We start from the raw sequence: 15,931 nt of genomic DNA, 5'->3' as shown, positions 1-15,931 counted from the left end.
AGTAATATTAATATATAGAGTGAGCCTAGCTGTTGCCTACTCACTTTGAGTTAACAATTACATTGGGTGTTAATGGAAGTAAAATAATGGCGCTAACGGAAATAAATGATTTTAGCTACCAAGTGATCATATTACTTGTTGTGATGTTAACTAAGTTGACGATATCACGTTTTATTGAACATGAGCCATTACGTTTTTTCCAGTTTTATTGTCAGCAACTAAGCAATAAAGTAAATAAGTCAAGCAATAGTGCTCAACAACAAACTGTTGCTGGCTTTGTGGCTATTGTGGTTACGTTACTACCATTGGCGGTAATATTATGGTTGTTTGCTGATTTTGTCGCGTTAGATTACCTCTGGCATGGTCTATTACTTTATTGTGCTTTTGGTGGTTTTAGCTTACAGCAAACTACTAAGCATATAGCGCAAGCAATAGTAGGCAATCAAAGTTATGTGGCTAAGCAAACATTAGCGCCTTGGGTCTTGAGAGAAACAGAGCAATTATCTGCTGTTGGTTTAAGTAAAGCGGCTATTGAAATGCAGTTGCTAAGAACGCTGCAACAAGGCTATACGGTTGCTTTTATTTTTCTCACCCTGGGACCTTTAGCTGCTCTGTTGTATCGTTTATTACTTGAAATGCATTATTGCTGGAACCCTAAGTTAACTCAATTTAATCATTTTGGTTATTGCGCTAGTGTATTGGTTAATATATGCCAGTGGTTACCCGTTAGACTATTTGCGTTGCAGCTTTTGATATTTAACTTAGGGAAGAATTTTTTACTTTTTTGGCGCTTGAGTAGAGGCTTTATTTTCCAGCTTAATAACAATATAGCTATTTTATTATTGGCGTTAAGTTTAGAAGTGAAACTGGGGGGCGTTGCTATGTATCAACAAACCAAACTGCGTCGAGTTAACTTTAATGATTTAGCGCAGCAACCCAAAGTAACTGATATTATTCATGCGAACAAACAAATAAAACAAGTTATTGCCATGAGCTTATTGTACGTCATAACCTTAGCGGTAACCTGTACGTTCATTAATATGTAATAGCATTTTGAATTGTTAAAACACATCAACTATAGAATTGATACTAGTGTAGAGGCCTACGTGTGGTTGAGTTACTTTTTTGGTTAGATATTTTTGGTATTATCGTGTTTTCTTTCTCAGGGGCACTGATGGCGGGCCGCTATAAACTTGACCCTTTTGGTGTTGTTGTACTAGCGTCGGTAACCGCGATAGGTGGCGGTACAATTCGTGATGTTATCTTACAAACACCTGTATTTTGGTTGGAGAAAACCTATTATCTCTATGTTGTTCTAGCGACAGCGTTACTCACCATTGTACTTATTCGTGAACCGAAACGCATTCCTAAGCGGTTTTTATTAATTGCCGATGCTTTAGGTTTGGCATTATTTGCTGTATTAGGCACGCAAAAGTCACTCGACTTAGGTGCTGCTACACCTGTAGCTATTGTTTTAGGGACAATTACTGGCGTGGCTGGCGGTATGATACGTGATGTATTGTGTAACGTGATTCCTATGATTTTACGCCAAGAAATTTACGCGCTAGCGGCGATGTTAGGTGGTGGATTATTTGTTTTATTAGAGTATTTAGCGTGGTCAGAAAGTCATGCGCTGATAGTTTCTATCTCGGCAGCCTTATTGTTACGCTTGGCTGCAATATATTGGCATGTTTCGTTACCTGCTTTTCATATTCCTGATAGTGAAGATACTAAATAAGCACATCGAGATTTTCACCTCGACGTACTTAATATTAATTTAATGATGTAATACAGTAGTTGATTAAAATAAGTAACTAATGCCAACATTTGATGAAATAAAACTTAAATCACCTAAGTCTTGGTAGCGTAAACCTGCATTCATACCAATGCCCATATCCCATTGATATTGCCAACCTGCCTCAAGAAGTGTACCAACCCCATTGTCGCCCTCAATATTGTAATCGTTTAAACTAAAGTCATAATCATAATATTGTGCACCAATTTTGCCATATAAACTATTGCGCTTCGAAATAGGTAAATTGCCTTTTATAGCAATAACTGCGCTATTAAGCTCAAATTCATTAGCACGTAAATTAAAGATATTTTGATTACTATTAAATGAACATGTCCAGCTATTGTCACCTTCATCCTCATCACAATCCCAATCATCAAACTCTGTAGCACCCGAATAAGCTATTTCAAATGATATATGTTCAAAAGCTTGATAATTATAATAAAGGTAAGATTGTATAAAACCGTCACCATCTTTACTCGAGTTTTTGTATTCGCCACTGGCAATACCAACATTAATGCCTACGCTATGTTTACTTTCTTGGCTAAAGGCAGCAGTACTAAATAATGCTATTGATATAAGTGATAAAGCGGGTAGTAAACGTTTCATTAGAGGTCCCTGTTAAAAGATTTTGTTAGCGTGATTATCAGGGGATTTTAAATGATAAACTGTCAGTCAAGTGTGATAATTATGTAAGTAAGTGTAAGCGTGAAGGTAGGCGTAACGCTTCTATTGTTGGTAGATATTACTCATGTCTTGATGAGCTTTTTCGTACCAGCCTTCTTGAATATTAACAGGGGGAAGAGCTTCAATTTCAATAGTCCCTGAGGTCGCGCTTTTATTTGACTCGTTGTAAATAGATAAAATATTTTTTATGACAACAGGTTGAGCTTTCAATTTTAACTTCTCGACTAATATTTTAGTGCCAGGCTCGAAGGGCTCTATTTTTCCTGTTTGTGAGCGAGTACCTTCTGGAAAAATAATAACTTTTTTTCCTTTACATACTTTCACGTCTTTGAGCAGCTTAATAATGGCGCGTCGATCTTTTTGATCTACAGTAATATGGCCCACTAAATTAACAATACGTGAAACAGGCCACCGGTCCATGATACCTGTTCGCCCTACAAAGCGGACATCATTTCCGACAACTTCTTCTAGTGAGAATATGTCGGTCATGCTTTGGTGATTGACAATGAGAATATCAGTATCAGCGTCAATGCTACCGCTTAAATTAACACGTGCGCCAGCACTGCGAACAATTCTAATACTGAAGAAACGACGTAAACGATTAAAGGTTTTACCATGCTGTTTACATAGCGATAAAGCAACTGATTCAGTAGCTATGGTGATATACATGGTGTATTTTTTTAAGTAGAAAGCAAGCATGTCCAGATTTACAGAAGCAATAAATTAGGCTTCGATCCCCCAACCGTCATTGTAGCCTGAGTGTTGAGACGCTATTTTTTCGAAAGCTTCTTCTTGCGCTATGATGGCATCATAGGTTGGTATCATTTTGATAGTGCAATCTACATCCCATACGTTAGGCGTTTCATCGGGGTGAAGTGATGATGTAATTTCTGGGTGGTTTTCACTGAGGTATTTAACCATTGCTTGGGCTTGTTCTTTCTGCTCGAATAAATGAAAAAACACCACACTGTGCTCTATAGCTAGGTCAATACCTGCTTGCTGCATTTCTGCCAATACTTGGCCTGTTTCATCATTTGGGAAGGTCATAGTTAAATATAAGTACAGTATTAAAAAAGGTCATTATAAACAGAGCTTATGAATTTGAATAGTGAATAATACTATTGAGGTAAATAAGTCTGTTGAGTTGATTGTTATCAGCTAGATTATTTAGGGTATTGTACTAGCATATCATTAACGGCTTGCTGAATTTTCTCATTGATTTCTTGGCTGTTATCTTTATCTTTAATATTTAAAGGCTGAATGCTACGCCACACCGACCTCCTCCTTTTTGGATCAACTAAATCAATAATCAAACTGTTTACTTTTACGGTGAATCTATCGCTGCCTTGGTGCCAGTTATTAGCTTGTAAACATTGCTGGCAAAACAGCACTGCTTTGTTGTAACGCTTATAGTCAGAAGGGTTTTTAATCATATGATAGGTTACTACAATATCTGCATCTTCAGGTTTAGTGTAGTGAAAGTTTCGACGCTCCATGCTTTTTTCTATCGCTATTTCAATGCTATTTCGGCGTGTATCCGCCAAGTTTTGCGTATCAGTAAAGTCTGAATTTCTATGATAGATACTATAGCTAGTGACAGCTGAAAAGTTGAATTGGGTATGAAAAATAGCATTGTCACTGGTACTACATGCAGTTAATAAAAGTATGAGGCTTGTTATGATAATAGATTTATAAAACACGTTTATTAAATATTAATGGTGGCGTTAGGCAGTCAGCGTAACAATTACTGCAACTGTTTAACAGGAAAACAATGGGTTAATGGTTCGCTAATTATATATTGCTTAACTACACTTAAAAATACCTTGTGACTTTGGTGTGAAGTGAACTGTTGTGATGCTATTTCCTCTACAGTACCGTGGAATTTATTGTCGTTCATTGCTGTTGGTTATACTGTGCTGTTGCTTTCATATTTCTGCGTATGAAAATGAAGCGGGCTTACTTGAGAAGAAAATAGCAGTTAGTGATGATGAAGCTAAAATAGCCTTAATTATTGACTACATCCGTGACGGAAACCGATTTACACCAGAAAAGTCTATTACTTATGCAAGTGATGCTTTAAACATTATCGGGCCAAATCATGCCAGCCGAGCGACTCTCTTAAATTACTTAGCCTTATCATATTATCATTTAAATGAATTTACGAAATCGCGAAGCTTATTGGAAGAAGCATTAATTATTGCCCAACAACAAAAAAATATACATGACGAAATGTTAGTGTTGATGAGTTTCTCTTTACTGGCTAATGAGTTACGAAATCACGATGAAGCTCTTGTTTACATTGGAAAAGGTTTGAACTTTGCCCAATCGCTAAATGAATTGCAATTTATGGGGGACTTTAATGCTCTCAAAGCAACGGTCTATAGCGAGAGTTATAATAGCGATAAAGCAATTGAAGCAGCGTTGCTTGCTTATCAGTATTATCAACAAACTAATGATGTTGAGTCTATGGTTCAAACTCTAAATAATAGCGCGAGTATTTATCGTAGTTTTGGTGCGCTTGATAAAGCGCTAGAGTACCAACTAAAAGCCTTATCCCTAATATTAACAACAAGTAACGTTAAACAAATTGCGATTAATTACAACAACATTGCAATTTTGTATAAAGATATCCAAGACTATGACAATGCAATTACTATGCACCTTGAATCTTTAAAAATAAAAATGTCTATAGGTTACCTACGTGGTCAAGTTTATTCACATAATAATCTTGGTGAAGCTTATCGTTTAGCAGGGAAAACAAGTGAGGCATTAGAGCACTTAACGCAAGCAGCTCATTTAGCAGATCGAATTAACAGTCAAAAATTATTACATTACTCTTACTTGTATCTAGGTCGATTACATCGTGATGTCGCTGAGTATAAGATTGCTGCCATGTATTTAAATAAAGCTATAATTTTTTTTGAAAAGACTAAGCGCACTAGTCGTCTATCAGAAGCTTATTTAGCTTTAGCTAAATTACTACTAGCAGAAGAAGAACTTGAGTTATCAATAGATGCGGCTAGAAATAGCTTACTTTACGGTAAACAGAGTAGTAAGAATGTTGTTGTTCTTCAATCATACCAAATGTTGTCTACTTTATATGAAAAGCTAAATGATTATCAAAGTGCACTAGCAAATGAAAAGGAGTTTCAACGATTAAAAGATACAATTTTTAATGAGCAGCAGCAGCGCTTTATGCAAACATTAAGAGTGGAGTATGATGTTGAACAAAAGCAGCGAAAAATTACTGACTTAATACAGCAAAATAAAATATCAACCTTGGAAGTTGAGCAAGAAAAAACACGTGGCTATGTCTATGTTATGTCATCATTATTTATATTTAGTTTAATTGCTTTCTTTTATTACCGCCTCAATCAGCGTAAGAAATTAGCCGATAAACGCATCGCTTTGGAGAAAATACAAGCGAAAGAGCAAGATTTAAGAGAGCTTAATGCCAATTTAGAAAGTATTGTTGAACAACGAACGCAATCACTAACAACTACAAATAAAGCACTTGAAACAACCTTATTAGATTTAAAAAACACTCAAGATAACTTAATTGAAGTAGAAAAAATGGCGTCTTTAAGTAAGTTAGTTGCGGGTGTTGCTCATGAAGTGAATACGCCTCTAGGTACTATAGTTACAGCCTCTTCTTTTTTAAACGAATCTTTGGCAGCATTCAAAAGTACTGTTGAGAATAATGAAGTTACTCGCGATGGTTTAAATACATTTTTAATGGCCGTAACGCAAAGTTCGCAGTTAATAGCGAATAATACAGCACGTAGTGCAGAATTAATTAGTGAATTTAAGCAAATCAGTATTGAAAAGCGTTCGGACCCCCCACAGGCATTCATTCTTGCAGACTGCATTGAAAAAGTGATGACTTCTTTACTCGCAAAGGTAATGTTTAAACGAGTTAATTATACATTAACACTGCATGGTAGTAGCGCTATTACTAGCTATTCAGCGTACTGGTTACAGATATTAGAAAGTTTATTGAGTAATACTGTTGAGCATGGTTTTTCAAATGATGAGCAGCCAATCAATGTTACGCTAACGATTGAGGAATGCGATAAACATATCAAAGTTACCTATACTGATGATGGCTGTGGGATACCACAAGATAAAGTACATGATATTTTTGAGCCGTTTTATACTACGCTACGCCATAAAGGTCATGTTGGCTTAGGTTTGCATATTATTTATAATATGGTTGCTCAAACATTATCGGGCTCTATGCATTACCAAGAGAAGAAAAAAGGAGCGTGTTTTGTGATTGTATTACCCCAAACACTATCGTTAGTTGATGAAAGCAATGAGCAACATTAATTCCATTTTGACTCGTTTTAAGGGAGTGTTGTAGTAGACCAAAAAATACGCTGGATTTGAGTGTTATTTTCTTTAAATAAAGTTGTTAATAATGTATTAGGCGTTGGCATAGTTATGCCCATCGATGCTCTGGGTAAAGGCAAGTATTGCTTTTCATCTGAAAATAAATGCATTCTTGCTAAGAATAACGGGTCACTTAAGCTATAAAAATAATCACCTTGTAGTGTGACTGAACACCAACATTGTGCAGGCGTAATTGTGAGTTTCTTTTTAAAAGCGTTTGCGGTACTTTTGTTTTTTTCGTAACTCAAACTTAATAAGTTATTGTTATTGATGTAAAAGATATCACCACTATCATTCTTGAGCAGTTTTTGCCCACCTTCGAATGTTAATTGAGTCTTGTTGCGGGTAACCAAATTAAATTGCCATATTTGACTGACTTTATCTTGTATTGTTGAATAAACAATACTTTGATCGTTATTAGTCCAAAGGTAACTACTGGCCTTGGCTTGCTTTAGTTCAGGTATCTCGTGCAATTTCCCCGTTTTTAAATCAATAAATTCAAGCTGATTATTACGACTAAATAATAGGTAATTTTCGTTGTCTGATAACATTAGCACATAAAGAGCTTGTTGTTCTTTAGCATCAAAGTGACTTATTTGCCTTTCTTCAGAACCATTTGCTTGCCAAATTTGATACTGATTTGTTCTACTTGAGATAAAATAACGAAGGTTTGGCTCTTTTTTTGAGTATATCGGGTAATAGTCGTTACTGTCCGAACTGTTCAGTATTGTGACGTTAGGCTCATTTTCGCTGAAAATATTATCCACTCGAGCTATTTGCATTTGATTGCTGCCCGCTTGAGATGAAAAAAACTGGTTGTTATCAAGAAAGTCAATGTGACTCAGATATTGCTCTAGTGGTAATTCAATTATTTTACTATTTTTATTTTTGATATTAATAAAATGTAAGTTCCTTCCTTTTAATACACCAATATGTTCGCTATCAGGTAACCAAGCGAACGTCATGTGATCTAGCTCTTTTTTTTGCTCATAAAGTAGATTTTGTTCTCGCGTTGTAAGATCAAATAGGTATAGCTTTGCTGGGTTATTTCGTTCATGCCATTGGTATAGTAAATAACGACCATTAGGTGAAATAATCATTCGTGCAACGCCATACTGAGCATCACCGGAAGGTACAAGAACCGTATTTTTTTGAGTTTGAATATTATATTGGTTTATTTCTTGACCTAGTTGTTTGTCATCAAGCTCCAGGTAAAACATATTATTACCCTTAGCGCTTAGCTGAGCCATACCGCGAGCTTGCTTATCGCATGCTTTAATAAGTGTTGGCTCAGGAACGTTATTAATATCGCTAAGATTGAACGTTGCATAATGACATGTAGATTTAAAGTCACTAATTTCGGTTAATAATACCTGATTTTGGGGCTGCCAAGACATCGCTGAAATATAAAGATTCTTATAACTGAGCTTGATTTCTTTCTTTGTAAGTAAGTGCTTAATAAAGGTGCTGGTTATACCTTCACTCTTATTTGTGTAAGCTAAAAAGTTTTTGTCGGGAGATACCAAGGGTAAGGTTTCTGCGCCTATATTCCAGGTGGCAGCAGTAAAGCTTACATTTTCAGCTTTAGATATTAACTTTTCAATTGGCTCTTTTAGCTTTTTTTGCTCGCTAAATGTACTTTCGCTGGCGTTGTTAGCTTTTTCGCTATTGTTAAGGCTAGGTTGCTCATTAAGCTGCTTAAAGTCGATAAAGATATTAACTACTAACAGTAGCACTACTAGTATCAATAACCACTTATAAGGTGAAGGCTTTTTTGTTTGAGTGTTATTTGATGGGATAGCGGGCGATGATGTTGTTACATTATCAAGTAGTACGTTATTTTCAGCGACCTCAACGGTATGAGGCTCTATTATATCAGTAGCTTTATTCTCTGTTAGATTAGTATCGTTAATTGCTTGTGTTACTGGCGTTTGGGCAGGTTCCTGTTCTTCTTGTAATAGCTGTGGCGTTACCGTAAGAGAATAACCTTTACGATAATGAGTTTTGATTAAGGGGGCTTTATGCTCTGGATGGCTAAGTTGTTTACGTAGCTCTGAAATAGCACGATTTATTGCATTATCATCAACAAAGTTTTGCTGCCATACTTTTTCAACTAATTCTTGGCGAGGAATAATACGATCAGGTTGACTAATAAAGTAAGTAATTAGCTTGAAAGTTAGTGGATCGAGCTCTTTTTCAATGAGACTTGAAGAAATAACGCAGCGAGCAGGTAAAAATAGCCAAGGTCCGATTTGATATTGCACAAATTATCACTAATAAATAACCAAGGCTTTAAATTAACATTTCAATAACGAAAACTCAATTAAAATATATTAATTAATAAGTTACCTATAAACCTTATGGAGTTATAAGGTTTTGATAAGGTTTGTTTTTTTTGGTTTTTAATTGATGCTTTTTTGTTTTTTTATCTTTATTTTACAGAAGGTTATGTTTTATTTTTGTGATGGATTTAATGCTAATGCTTCAATAAGCGACTTATGCTCTTAGGTTGCTAAAATAGCCTTCGTTAACATAATTATAATCAGTAAAGTGAATAAGCTAACAAAGCGATAACTAAGGAAAACACTTAGTCGCAATATATATGTCAGCCAAACTTATAGAGAAAGGAATAAACATGAAAAAGACATTTACCTTAAGTGCAATTGCCGTTGTTTTGATGACTGCTTGCTCACAAACACCTTCAACAAATACGTCAACGGCCTCGCAGCAATTAGCACCGTTAACGAGCTTAGCGGTTAGTCCAAATGATCAGCGTGAATATCGAACATTAAAGTTAGCAAATAATATTGAAGTTATATTAGTATCGGATCCAACGACTGAAAAATCAGCGGCAGCATTAAATCTAGGAGTTGGCTTACTTCAAGACCCTATGGAGCAACAAGGTTTAGCCCATTACCTTGAGCACTTACTTTTTTTAGGTACTGAAAAATACCCAGAAACTAACGAATATGCAGAGTTCCTTAAAGAAAATGGCGGCACAATGAATGCGTCAACATGGATGACATATACAAACTATATGTTCAAGGTTAATAACGACGCCTTTGATGAAACATTAGATAGATTCTCAGATTTTTTCAAAGCACCAAAGCTTTACCCTGAATATACTGATAAAGAGCGTAATGCCGTTAATGCTGAGTGGTCAATGCGCGGTGAGCTAGACTTTTTTGCTCAATTTAAGCTATCAAGAAGTATGATGGGCGATCATGCCGCTAATCGCTTCTTAATTGGTAACCTAGAAACCTTATCGAATAAAGAAGGTAGTAATCTTCACCAAGAAACTGTCGACTTTTATAATAAGTACTATTCAGCGAATATTATGAAAGTGTCTATGGTAAGTAACTTACCTTTAGATGAAATGGAAGTATTAGCGACAAAACACTTTACAACGATTAAAGATAAAGGCATTGAAAAACCTCAAGTTAAACAAGCGTTAAACTTTAAGGAACTTGCGGGCAAAAAAATATACTTTAAACCTAACCAAGATGTTAAGCAGTTAAAGTTAGATTTTACTATTGCTAATAATATGGCGGACTTTAAAGTAAAACCTAATCACTTTGTCTCTTATCTATTAGGCTCTGACATGCCTGGCACACCGGCACAGTTACTAAAAGCTAAAGGTTGGGTTAGTTCACTAGATGCTGGTGCTTCACCAAATCATTATGGCAACTACGGTGAATTAAGTATTACGTTAGATCTGACTGACGAAGGCATGAAAAATCGCGATGAAATCGTTGCTATGGTGATGCAGTATATTGACCTAATTAAAGCACAAGGTGTTGATGAAAAGTATTATCACGAAATAAAAACCTCACTGGATAACGAGTTTCGATTTTTAGAGAAAGGTGATGAATTTAGCTATGTCGCCGACCTAGTTAATAGTATGCAAAACTACACAACCAATTATGCGATAAATGCACCATATTATTATGAAAAGTTTGACGCACAAGCGATTGATAATGTTTTAGCGCAATTAACACCAGAAACCCTACGTATTTGGTATATCAGTAAAAATGAAAAAGTCACTGAAAAACAACACTTTTATTCAGGCGAATACCGTATTGAAAACATTAATGACGCTGAAGTGGCTAGCTGGAAAAGCGCGGTCAAAGCAGAGTTAGCGTTACCGTTAGTTAATCGTTTACTACCTGAAAACTTTGATATTAAAGTGCAAAACACTAACCAGCAAAAACCTGAGTTGAAGGTTGAACGTGATGGCGTGAAGGTGTGGCATTACCCAAGTAAGTTATTTGCAGAGCAACCTAAAGGTATTATTAAGGTTGATATTAATAGTGGTGAAGCCGCGAGCGATATCAATACTCAAGTCGCTTTGGCAATTTGGCAAGATACCTATAACTTAAAGCAAAGCCTACTGATGTCTGAAGCACAAGCAGCAGGAATTAGTATTAAAGCATCTGCAGGCAAAGGTATGACTTTATTTGTTGATGGCTTTACCGACAAACAAAGCGTGCTATTAACTAATTTAATGCAAGAGTTATCACCTAGTATAGATGAGCAAAGCTTTGCCCAAGCAAAAGATAGGTATATGCGTGATATCGCTAATATTCAAATGCAGTTTGCTTTTCGTCAAATTAAAGGTGCTTTTGCAAAAGTTGCGCAAAAGGATAAGTTTGAAAATAGTGCATTAATTGATACAGCATCGTCGATGACTTTAGCGGACTTCAATAAGGTGATTGCTAAAGTGACTAAAAATAATCAACCACGAGTGTTTGCTTTTGGTAACTATAGTACCGCTGATTTAGAGCAAGTAGCCTCGGTTGTGAGCAAAGCGCTTGGCTCTGACAGACAAGAAACCAGTTTTGCTAAAAGCGTACTGTTACAACCTAAACCAGGACAAGTGCTGAGCTATCAGAAAGACATTGCAGCGGCGGATATTGCCTTATTCGATGTGCACTTTCATGCCGATAAAGGTTATAAGTCTTTAGCAACAGCAAAAATTTTAGCGAACCATTTTTCATTTGAAGCGTTTAACCAATTACGCACCGAAGAGCAGCTAGGTTATGCGGTAGGTGCAACTGATTATCCATTAAATGAATATGCGGGTATTGGGCTTTTTATTCAGTCTCCGGTCATGGACTTAGCCCAAGCGCAAACACGCTTTGATAAGTTCAAGGTAGAATACAAAGTACTACTTGATAACCTATCACAAGAAAGCTTTGATAAAATGAAGTCTGGTGTATTAATGAGCCTGACAGAAGCCCCTAAAAACTTGTATCAAGAGATTTCTCCAATATTCGATGATTGGTCAAAAGAAAACTGGGACTATGACTCAAAAGCGAAGTTAATTGCACAAGTTGAGCAAGTAACCTTGCAAGACATGAAAAACTTTTATCAGGCAACATTAGCTAATCCAAATGCTGCGCGGGTTAATGTGCAACTGCGTGGCGCTAAATATCAAGATAAGCCATTTGCTAAATTAGCTAATCAAGTGGTTATTACTGACGCAGCCAAAGTTGCTAGTCAGGTTAACTACCAACATTAGGCAGTGTGTGAGTACCTTGTAAGATAAATACACATTTATAGGGCGCTCTTGTTGAGTATAAAATACCAGTCAATTGATTTGACTGGTATTTTTTTATCTATTAATTATCAAAAGGGAAAGTGCGTTATTAGGTTAAATAATCTTTGATAGATGAAGTAATAAATTTCGTCCTTTCGTTAATTATGGATTTGTTGCAAAAGCTTAAGTAGATTGACTCATATACTGGGACTGATAAGGTATGAATTCGAATTTTACTTTGCTTTGAGAAGCTGTGTGCAGCATATAATGGTAAAATCGTAAAGCCAATACCATAGCTTATTGGTTCACAAATTAAACTGATCTGATTTGAAAAACCTTTATGCATAAATTGATTTACATGATCAAACTCAACAAAATTTTTACTTAATAATAATTGCCCATGATGGCTTGCATCGGGGTGCGATATAAACCCCAACTGCATTAATATTGGCCAATCTACATGAATAATGTCAATAGGTGTAATAAGGACTAAAGGCTCAACTGAAATTTCCTTACTATTTACAGACGGTGATTTACTTATTTCGGTCATTAAGCCTAAATGACACTGCTGCTCTATAATCGATTTTTCAATCGCAGTATTGGGCGCGAAGGTATAATCGATAATAAGATCAGGGTGTTTTTTTTGTAACGTAAGTAAATACGGATATAGTTTTAGACCAATGCTACCGGGTGATTGTATTTTTATTCGCCCTTTATATTTATCATCTTTTTTTATTTCTTGCTCAAGCTTATTCAACGATATTAAAAGTGCTTGTCCTTGCTGATAAAGCTTTATCCCAGCCTCGGTTAAGGTAAATGACTTACCTTCTCTAAGGAGTAGCTCAGTAGACAGTTGGCTTTCGAGTTTTTTGACGTGTTGGCTAACACCTGACTGTGTCATATAGAGTCTTTGTGCTGTTAATGTGAAATGACCTACATCAACGAGGGTGCAAAATGTATGTAACCAAGTTTGATTTATCATTACAGGTTGTACTCATTATTATAATAAATGATTATTTTTAGTAATGTACTATGTGTTTTATTATTTTACTATCAACTTTGAGAGGAAAATAATATGAGTAAAGCGTATCCCAGAACATTTTCACATATTGGTATTTCGGTGCCTAATTTAGAAAAGGCCGTTGAGTTTTATACTGAAGTATTAGGTTGGTATTTAATTATGCAACCAACAGAAATCATTGAAGACAATAGCCCTATTGGTGAAATGTGTACTGATGTCTTTGGTGTCAAATGGAGTAAATTCAAAATTGCTCATTTATCTACAGGTGACCGTATTGGGGTTGAGTTATTTGAATTTGCTAATCAAGAAAGCCCAAAAGACAATTTTGAATATTGGAAAACAGGCGTATTTCACTTTTGTGTCCAAGATCCTAACTTAGAGGAACTAGTTGAAAAGATAGTGGCGGCTGGCGGTAAAAAACGCATGAAAGCACCACGTTATTATTATCCTGATGAAAAACCTTACCGTATGATTTACATGGAAGACCCTTTTGGCAATATTCTGGAAATCTATAGCCATAGTTATGAGCTGACTTATGCTGCAGGCGCGTATTAATATTAGTATTTAATTACCTCTTTTCAAGCCGCTAAACGGTAGCGGCTTTTGTTATTTCATCTCCTTCATTTATCTAAAAAATGCACTTCTGTTAGTAAAAAAAGCAATATAAGGTTTTGATAAGGTTTAATAAAAGTAATTTCAAAACAATAACTTATGTTGTTTTTTTCTCATAAATATATCGCTATTGCTTTGGTAAGCGACTTTGCTGTATCAGTGCTTTAACCTTGCTCTTGTCAACAGCACAGGACGACAAAAACGAAGTATTAAAGGGCGTAGGCTAAACGAAACTTAATTACTTAATCAATACAGAGTCACACAACTACAAAGGTAGATATTATGAAAACTATATTAAATAAAAAACTAACAACAATTACGTTAACTGTTTTATTGTCATCAATGAGCCTATCGGTTAGTGCGGCTCAAGTGACTCATGAAATGAAGCGAGAAATGAGTAAGGTTGCCGTACAAAGTATTGAGCAATCGATGCCATCGCTTATTGCTGAGATGGAAAAACCAGCCACGGAACATAATGCCGTAGGACAAAAGAAAACGTTAGCGGAACTATTACTGTCTATTTCAGAAAAAGAGATTTAATGGTTAGTTACTGTGATTAAAATAGCAACGATAATTATATTTATTGTAGTATCTTACATAGCTTTTAAAAAAGAGGAACGTAGCAAAAGCTTTTGGCTTAGCGTATTAACTCTTTTATTTATTGGCTTGGGCGGTACAGGCATGATTGCAAGTATAATGCATAATTTTCAGTCCAATTAAAAATACAATTAAGTAAAAAATTAGCGGCACCTAGCGTTAATTAAACATATTTACAGTATGCAAAGTAGCATTAGCGAACTAAGGGAATAAAAATGAAAAAATTTACAGTAAAAAAAATAACTACGGCAATTACAGTATGTGCAGGACTAATCTTTTCTTGCGCGGCTAATGCAGAATCATCAGTATGGAAAGTATCCAAAAATAATGATGTTGTTTATGTTGGTGGCACAATACACATTTTACCCGTGTCAGAATTTCCTTTGCCGGCAGAGTTTACTGATGTTTATAAAATGGTAGATGCTATTGTGCTTGAAACTGAACTGCCCGATCAAACCGATACCAATTTTCAGGCGCAAATGATGCAAAAAATGAGCTACGCTAATGGTAAAAAGTTAACTGATGTTTTGTCGAAAAGAACCTATCAGCAGTTGAGCGAATATATGGCAGGGTTTGGCGCTAATTTGAATGATTTAAGCGGTTTTAAACCTGGCTTTATTACTACCATGATGGCAATGATGGAAGCACAGCGTTCAAATATTTCGGGTGAGGGCGTTGATGCTTATTTTAATCAACTAGCGGTCAAGGATAATAAAGGCATTGAGTATTTAGAGACCATCACTTTTCAGCTAGAAATGTTATCAAATATGGGGCTAGGTAACGAAGAAGCTTTTATGAAATCTAACTTGTCACAAATGAAAGATTTTAAAAGTATATTTACCCAGCTTATTAAAGCTTGGCGTATAGGTGATGAAAGTGCTTTAGCAGATATTGTTATTACGCCGATGCAGGAAGACCCGCAAACATTAAAACTATTACTTAGCGATCGTAATAAAAACTGGTTGCCAAAAATTGAAAAAATGTTTACAGATAACGACAAAGAATTCGTCTTAGTAGGTGCAGGGCACTTAGTTGGTGACAATAGTGTACTAGCGCTATTGGAGAAACGCGGTTACAAGGTCGAAAAATTTAAATAACCTGAACTAGGTTTAAGAAGTATTTAACAAATTGAAATATAATCAAAAATTATTCTTCAGAATCTCTAGCTTGATAGTTTTTCTTCTTTTCATATGATAAGCAAGGTAAATTTCGCGTCAATAGCTGGCCTATTGCAAGTAAATTTAACGAAGAAGTCAGGAAAAGTAGCTGCTAGAGAAACATTTGTTAAACC

Annotated in this window: 13 protein-coding genes; 7 read left to right on the top strand and 6 right to left on the bottom strand. The window is 35.7% G+C overall.

The features are described 5' to 3' along the window. Window positions 1-86 precede the first annotated feature (86 nt). Together KO495_RS12215 and KO495_RS12210 are read left to right on the top strand one after the other, a co-directional pair. On the top strand, window positions 87-1,046 hold the full coding sequence (locus tag KO495_RS12215; RefSeq protein WP_252738934.1) for a cobalamin biosynthesis protein: 960 nt from the start codon (window positions 87-89) through the stop codon (window positions 1,044-1,046). Window positions 1,047-1,108: 62 nt separating this feature from the next. After that, on the top strand, window positions 1,109-1,738 hold the full coding sequence (locus tag KO495_RS12210) for a trimeric intracellular cation channel family protein (protein WP_215980688.1): 630 nt from the start codon (window positions 1,109-1,111) through the stop codon (window positions 1,736-1,738). 63 nt (window positions 1,739-1,801) lie between these two features. On the opposite strand, the gene KO495_RS12205 is transcribed toward KO495_RS12210, so the two are convergent. The 4 genes from KO495_RS12205 to KO495_RS12190 form a co-directional block, all read right to left on the bottom strand. Then, complete coding sequence (locus KO495_RS12205; protein ID WP_215980687.1) at window positions 1,802-2,401, bottom strand: outer membrane beta-barrel protein; 600 nt, start codon at window positions 2,399-2,401, stop codon at window positions 1,802-1,804. Between the two features lie 120 nt (window positions 2,402-2,521). Beyond that, the gene (locus KO495_RS12200; RefSeq protein ID WP_252738933.1) at window positions 2,522-3,148 is read right to left on the bottom strand and encodes a lysophospholipid acyltransferase family protein; all 627 of its coding nucleotides are present in this window, start codon (window positions 3,146-3,148) and stop codon (window positions 2,522-2,524) included. A 54-nt stretch (window positions 3,149-3,202) separates the two neighbouring features. Beyond that, entirely contained in the window at window positions 3,203-3,526 is a 324-nt protein-coding gene (locus tag KO495_RS12195) for a ribonuclease E inhibitor RraB (protein ID WP_215980685.1), read from the bottom strand. 116 nt (window positions 3,527-3,642) lie between these two features. Further along, on the bottom strand, window positions 3,643-4,179 hold the full coding sequence (locus tag KO495_RS12190; protein ID WP_354668386.1) for a DUF4136 domain-containing protein: 537 nt from the start codon (window positions 4,177-4,179) through the stop codon (window positions 3,643-3,645). Window positions 4,180-4,333: 154 nt separating this feature from the next. On the opposite strand from KO495_RS12190, the gene KO495_RS12185 reads away from it, so the two are divergent. Then, window positions 4,334-6,808 (top strand): tetratricopeptide repeat protein, encoded by a 2,475-nt coding sequence (locus tag KO495_RS12185; protein WP_252738937.1) that lies wholly within the window; start codon window positions 4,334-4,336, stop codon window positions 6,806-6,808. A gap of 17 nt (window positions 6,809-6,825) precedes the next feature. Here KO495_RS12185 and KO495_RS12180 read toward each other — a convergent pair whose 3' ends face one another. Continuing rightward, window positions 6,826-9,135 carry a winged helix-turn-helix domain-containing protein gene (locus KO495_RS12180; RefSeq protein WP_215980683.1) on the bottom strand — a complete coding sequence of 770 codons (2,310 nt, stop codon included), beginning with the start codon at window positions 9,133-9,135 and terminating at the stop codon, window positions 6,826-6,828. Window positions 9,136-9,506: 371 nt separating this feature from the next. On the opposite strand from KO495_RS12180, the gene KO495_RS12175 reads away from it, so the two are divergent. Then, on the top strand, window positions 9,507-12,392 hold the full coding sequence (locus KO495_RS12175; RefSeq protein WP_215980682.1) for an insulinase family protein: 2,886 nt from the start codon (window positions 9,507-9,509) through the stop codon (window positions 12,390-12,392). 127 nt (window positions 12,393-12,519) lie between these two features. On the opposite strand, the gene KO495_RS12170 is transcribed toward KO495_RS12175, so the two are convergent. Continuing rightward, window positions 12,520-13,392, bottom strand: coding sequence for a LysR family transcriptional regulator (locus tag KO495_RS12170; protein ID WP_215980681.1), 873 nt, complete (start codon window positions 13,390-13,392; stop codon window positions 12,520-12,522). Window positions 13,393-13,485: 93 nt separating this feature from the next. On the opposite strand from KO495_RS12170, the gene KO495_RS12165 reads away from it, so the two are divergent. The 3 genes from KO495_RS12165 (at window position 13,486) to KO495_RS12155 (ending at window position 15,737) form a co-directional block, all read left to right on the top strand. Then, on the top strand, window positions 13,486-13,986 hold the full coding sequence (locus tag KO495_RS12165; protein ID WP_215980680.1) for a lactoylglutathione lyase family protein: 501 nt from the start codon (window positions 13,486-13,488) through the stop codon (window positions 13,984-13,986). Window positions 13,987-14,325: 339 nt separating this feature from the next. Then, a complete protein-coding gene (locus KO495_RS12160; RefSeq protein WP_215980679.1) occupies window positions 14,326-14,583 on the top strand; it encodes a hypothetical protein in 258 nt (85 codons plus the stop codon). A gap of 272 nt (window positions 14,584-14,855) precedes the next feature. Continuing rightward, window positions 14,856-15,737 carry a TraB/GumN family protein gene (locus tag KO495_RS12155; protein WP_215980678.1) on the top strand — a complete coding sequence of 294 codons (882 nt, stop codon included), beginning with the start codon at window positions 14,856-14,858 and terminating at the stop codon, window positions 15,735-15,737. Window positions 15,738-15,931 lie beyond the last annotated feature (194 nt).

This window comes from Colwellia sp. D2M02, assembly GCF_018860755.1.
GTDB lineage: Bacteria > Pseudomonadota > Gammaproteobacteria > Enterobacterales > Alteromonadaceae > Colwellia > Colwellia asteriadis.
The sequence above is the reverse complement of the archived record's forward strand: the minus strand, read 5'-3'. Positions and strand labels throughout refer to the sequence as shown.

Excerpts from the sequence above, each read along its gene's own strand:
- KO495_RS12215 (WP_252738934.1), top strand. The coding sequence starts at position 87 with ATGGCGCTAACGGAAATAAATGATTTTAGCTACCAAGTGATCATATTA.
- KO495_RS12205 (WP_215980687.1), bottom strand. The coding sequence starts at position 2,401 with ATGAAACGTTTACTACCCGCTTTATCACTTATATCAATAGCATTATTT.
- KO495_RS12200 (WP_252738933.1), bottom strand. The coding sequence starts at position 3,148 with ATGTATATCACCATAGCTACTGAATCAGTTGCTTTATCGCTATGTAAA.
- KO495_RS12195 (WP_215980685.1), bottom strand. The coding sequence starts at position 3,526 with ATGACCTTCCCAAATGATGAAACAGGCCAAGTATTGGCAGAAATGCAG.
- KO495_RS12185 (WP_252738937.1), top strand. The coding sequence starts at position 4,334 with ATGCTATTTCCTCTACAGTACCGTGGAATTTATTGTCGTTCATTGCTG.
- KO495_RS12175 (WP_215980682.1), top strand. The coding sequence starts at position 9,507 with ATGAAAAAGACATTTACCTTAAGTGCAATTGCCGTTGTTTTGATGACT.
- KO495_RS12170 (WP_215980681.1), bottom strand. The coding sequence starts at position 13,392 with ATGATAAATCAAACTTGGTTACATACATTTTGCACCCTCGTTGATGTA.
- KO495_RS12165 (WP_215980680.1), top strand. The coding sequence starts at position 13,486 with ATGAGTAAAGCGTATCCCAGAACATTTTCACATATTGGTATTTCGGTG.
- KO495_RS12160 (WP_215980679.1), top strand. The coding sequence starts at position 14,326 with ATGAAAACTATATTAAATAAAAAACTAACAACAATTACGTTAACTGTT.
- KO495_RS12155 (WP_215980678.1), top strand. The coding sequence starts at position 14,856 with ATGAAAAAATTTACAGTAAAAAAAATAACTACGGCAATTACAGTATGT.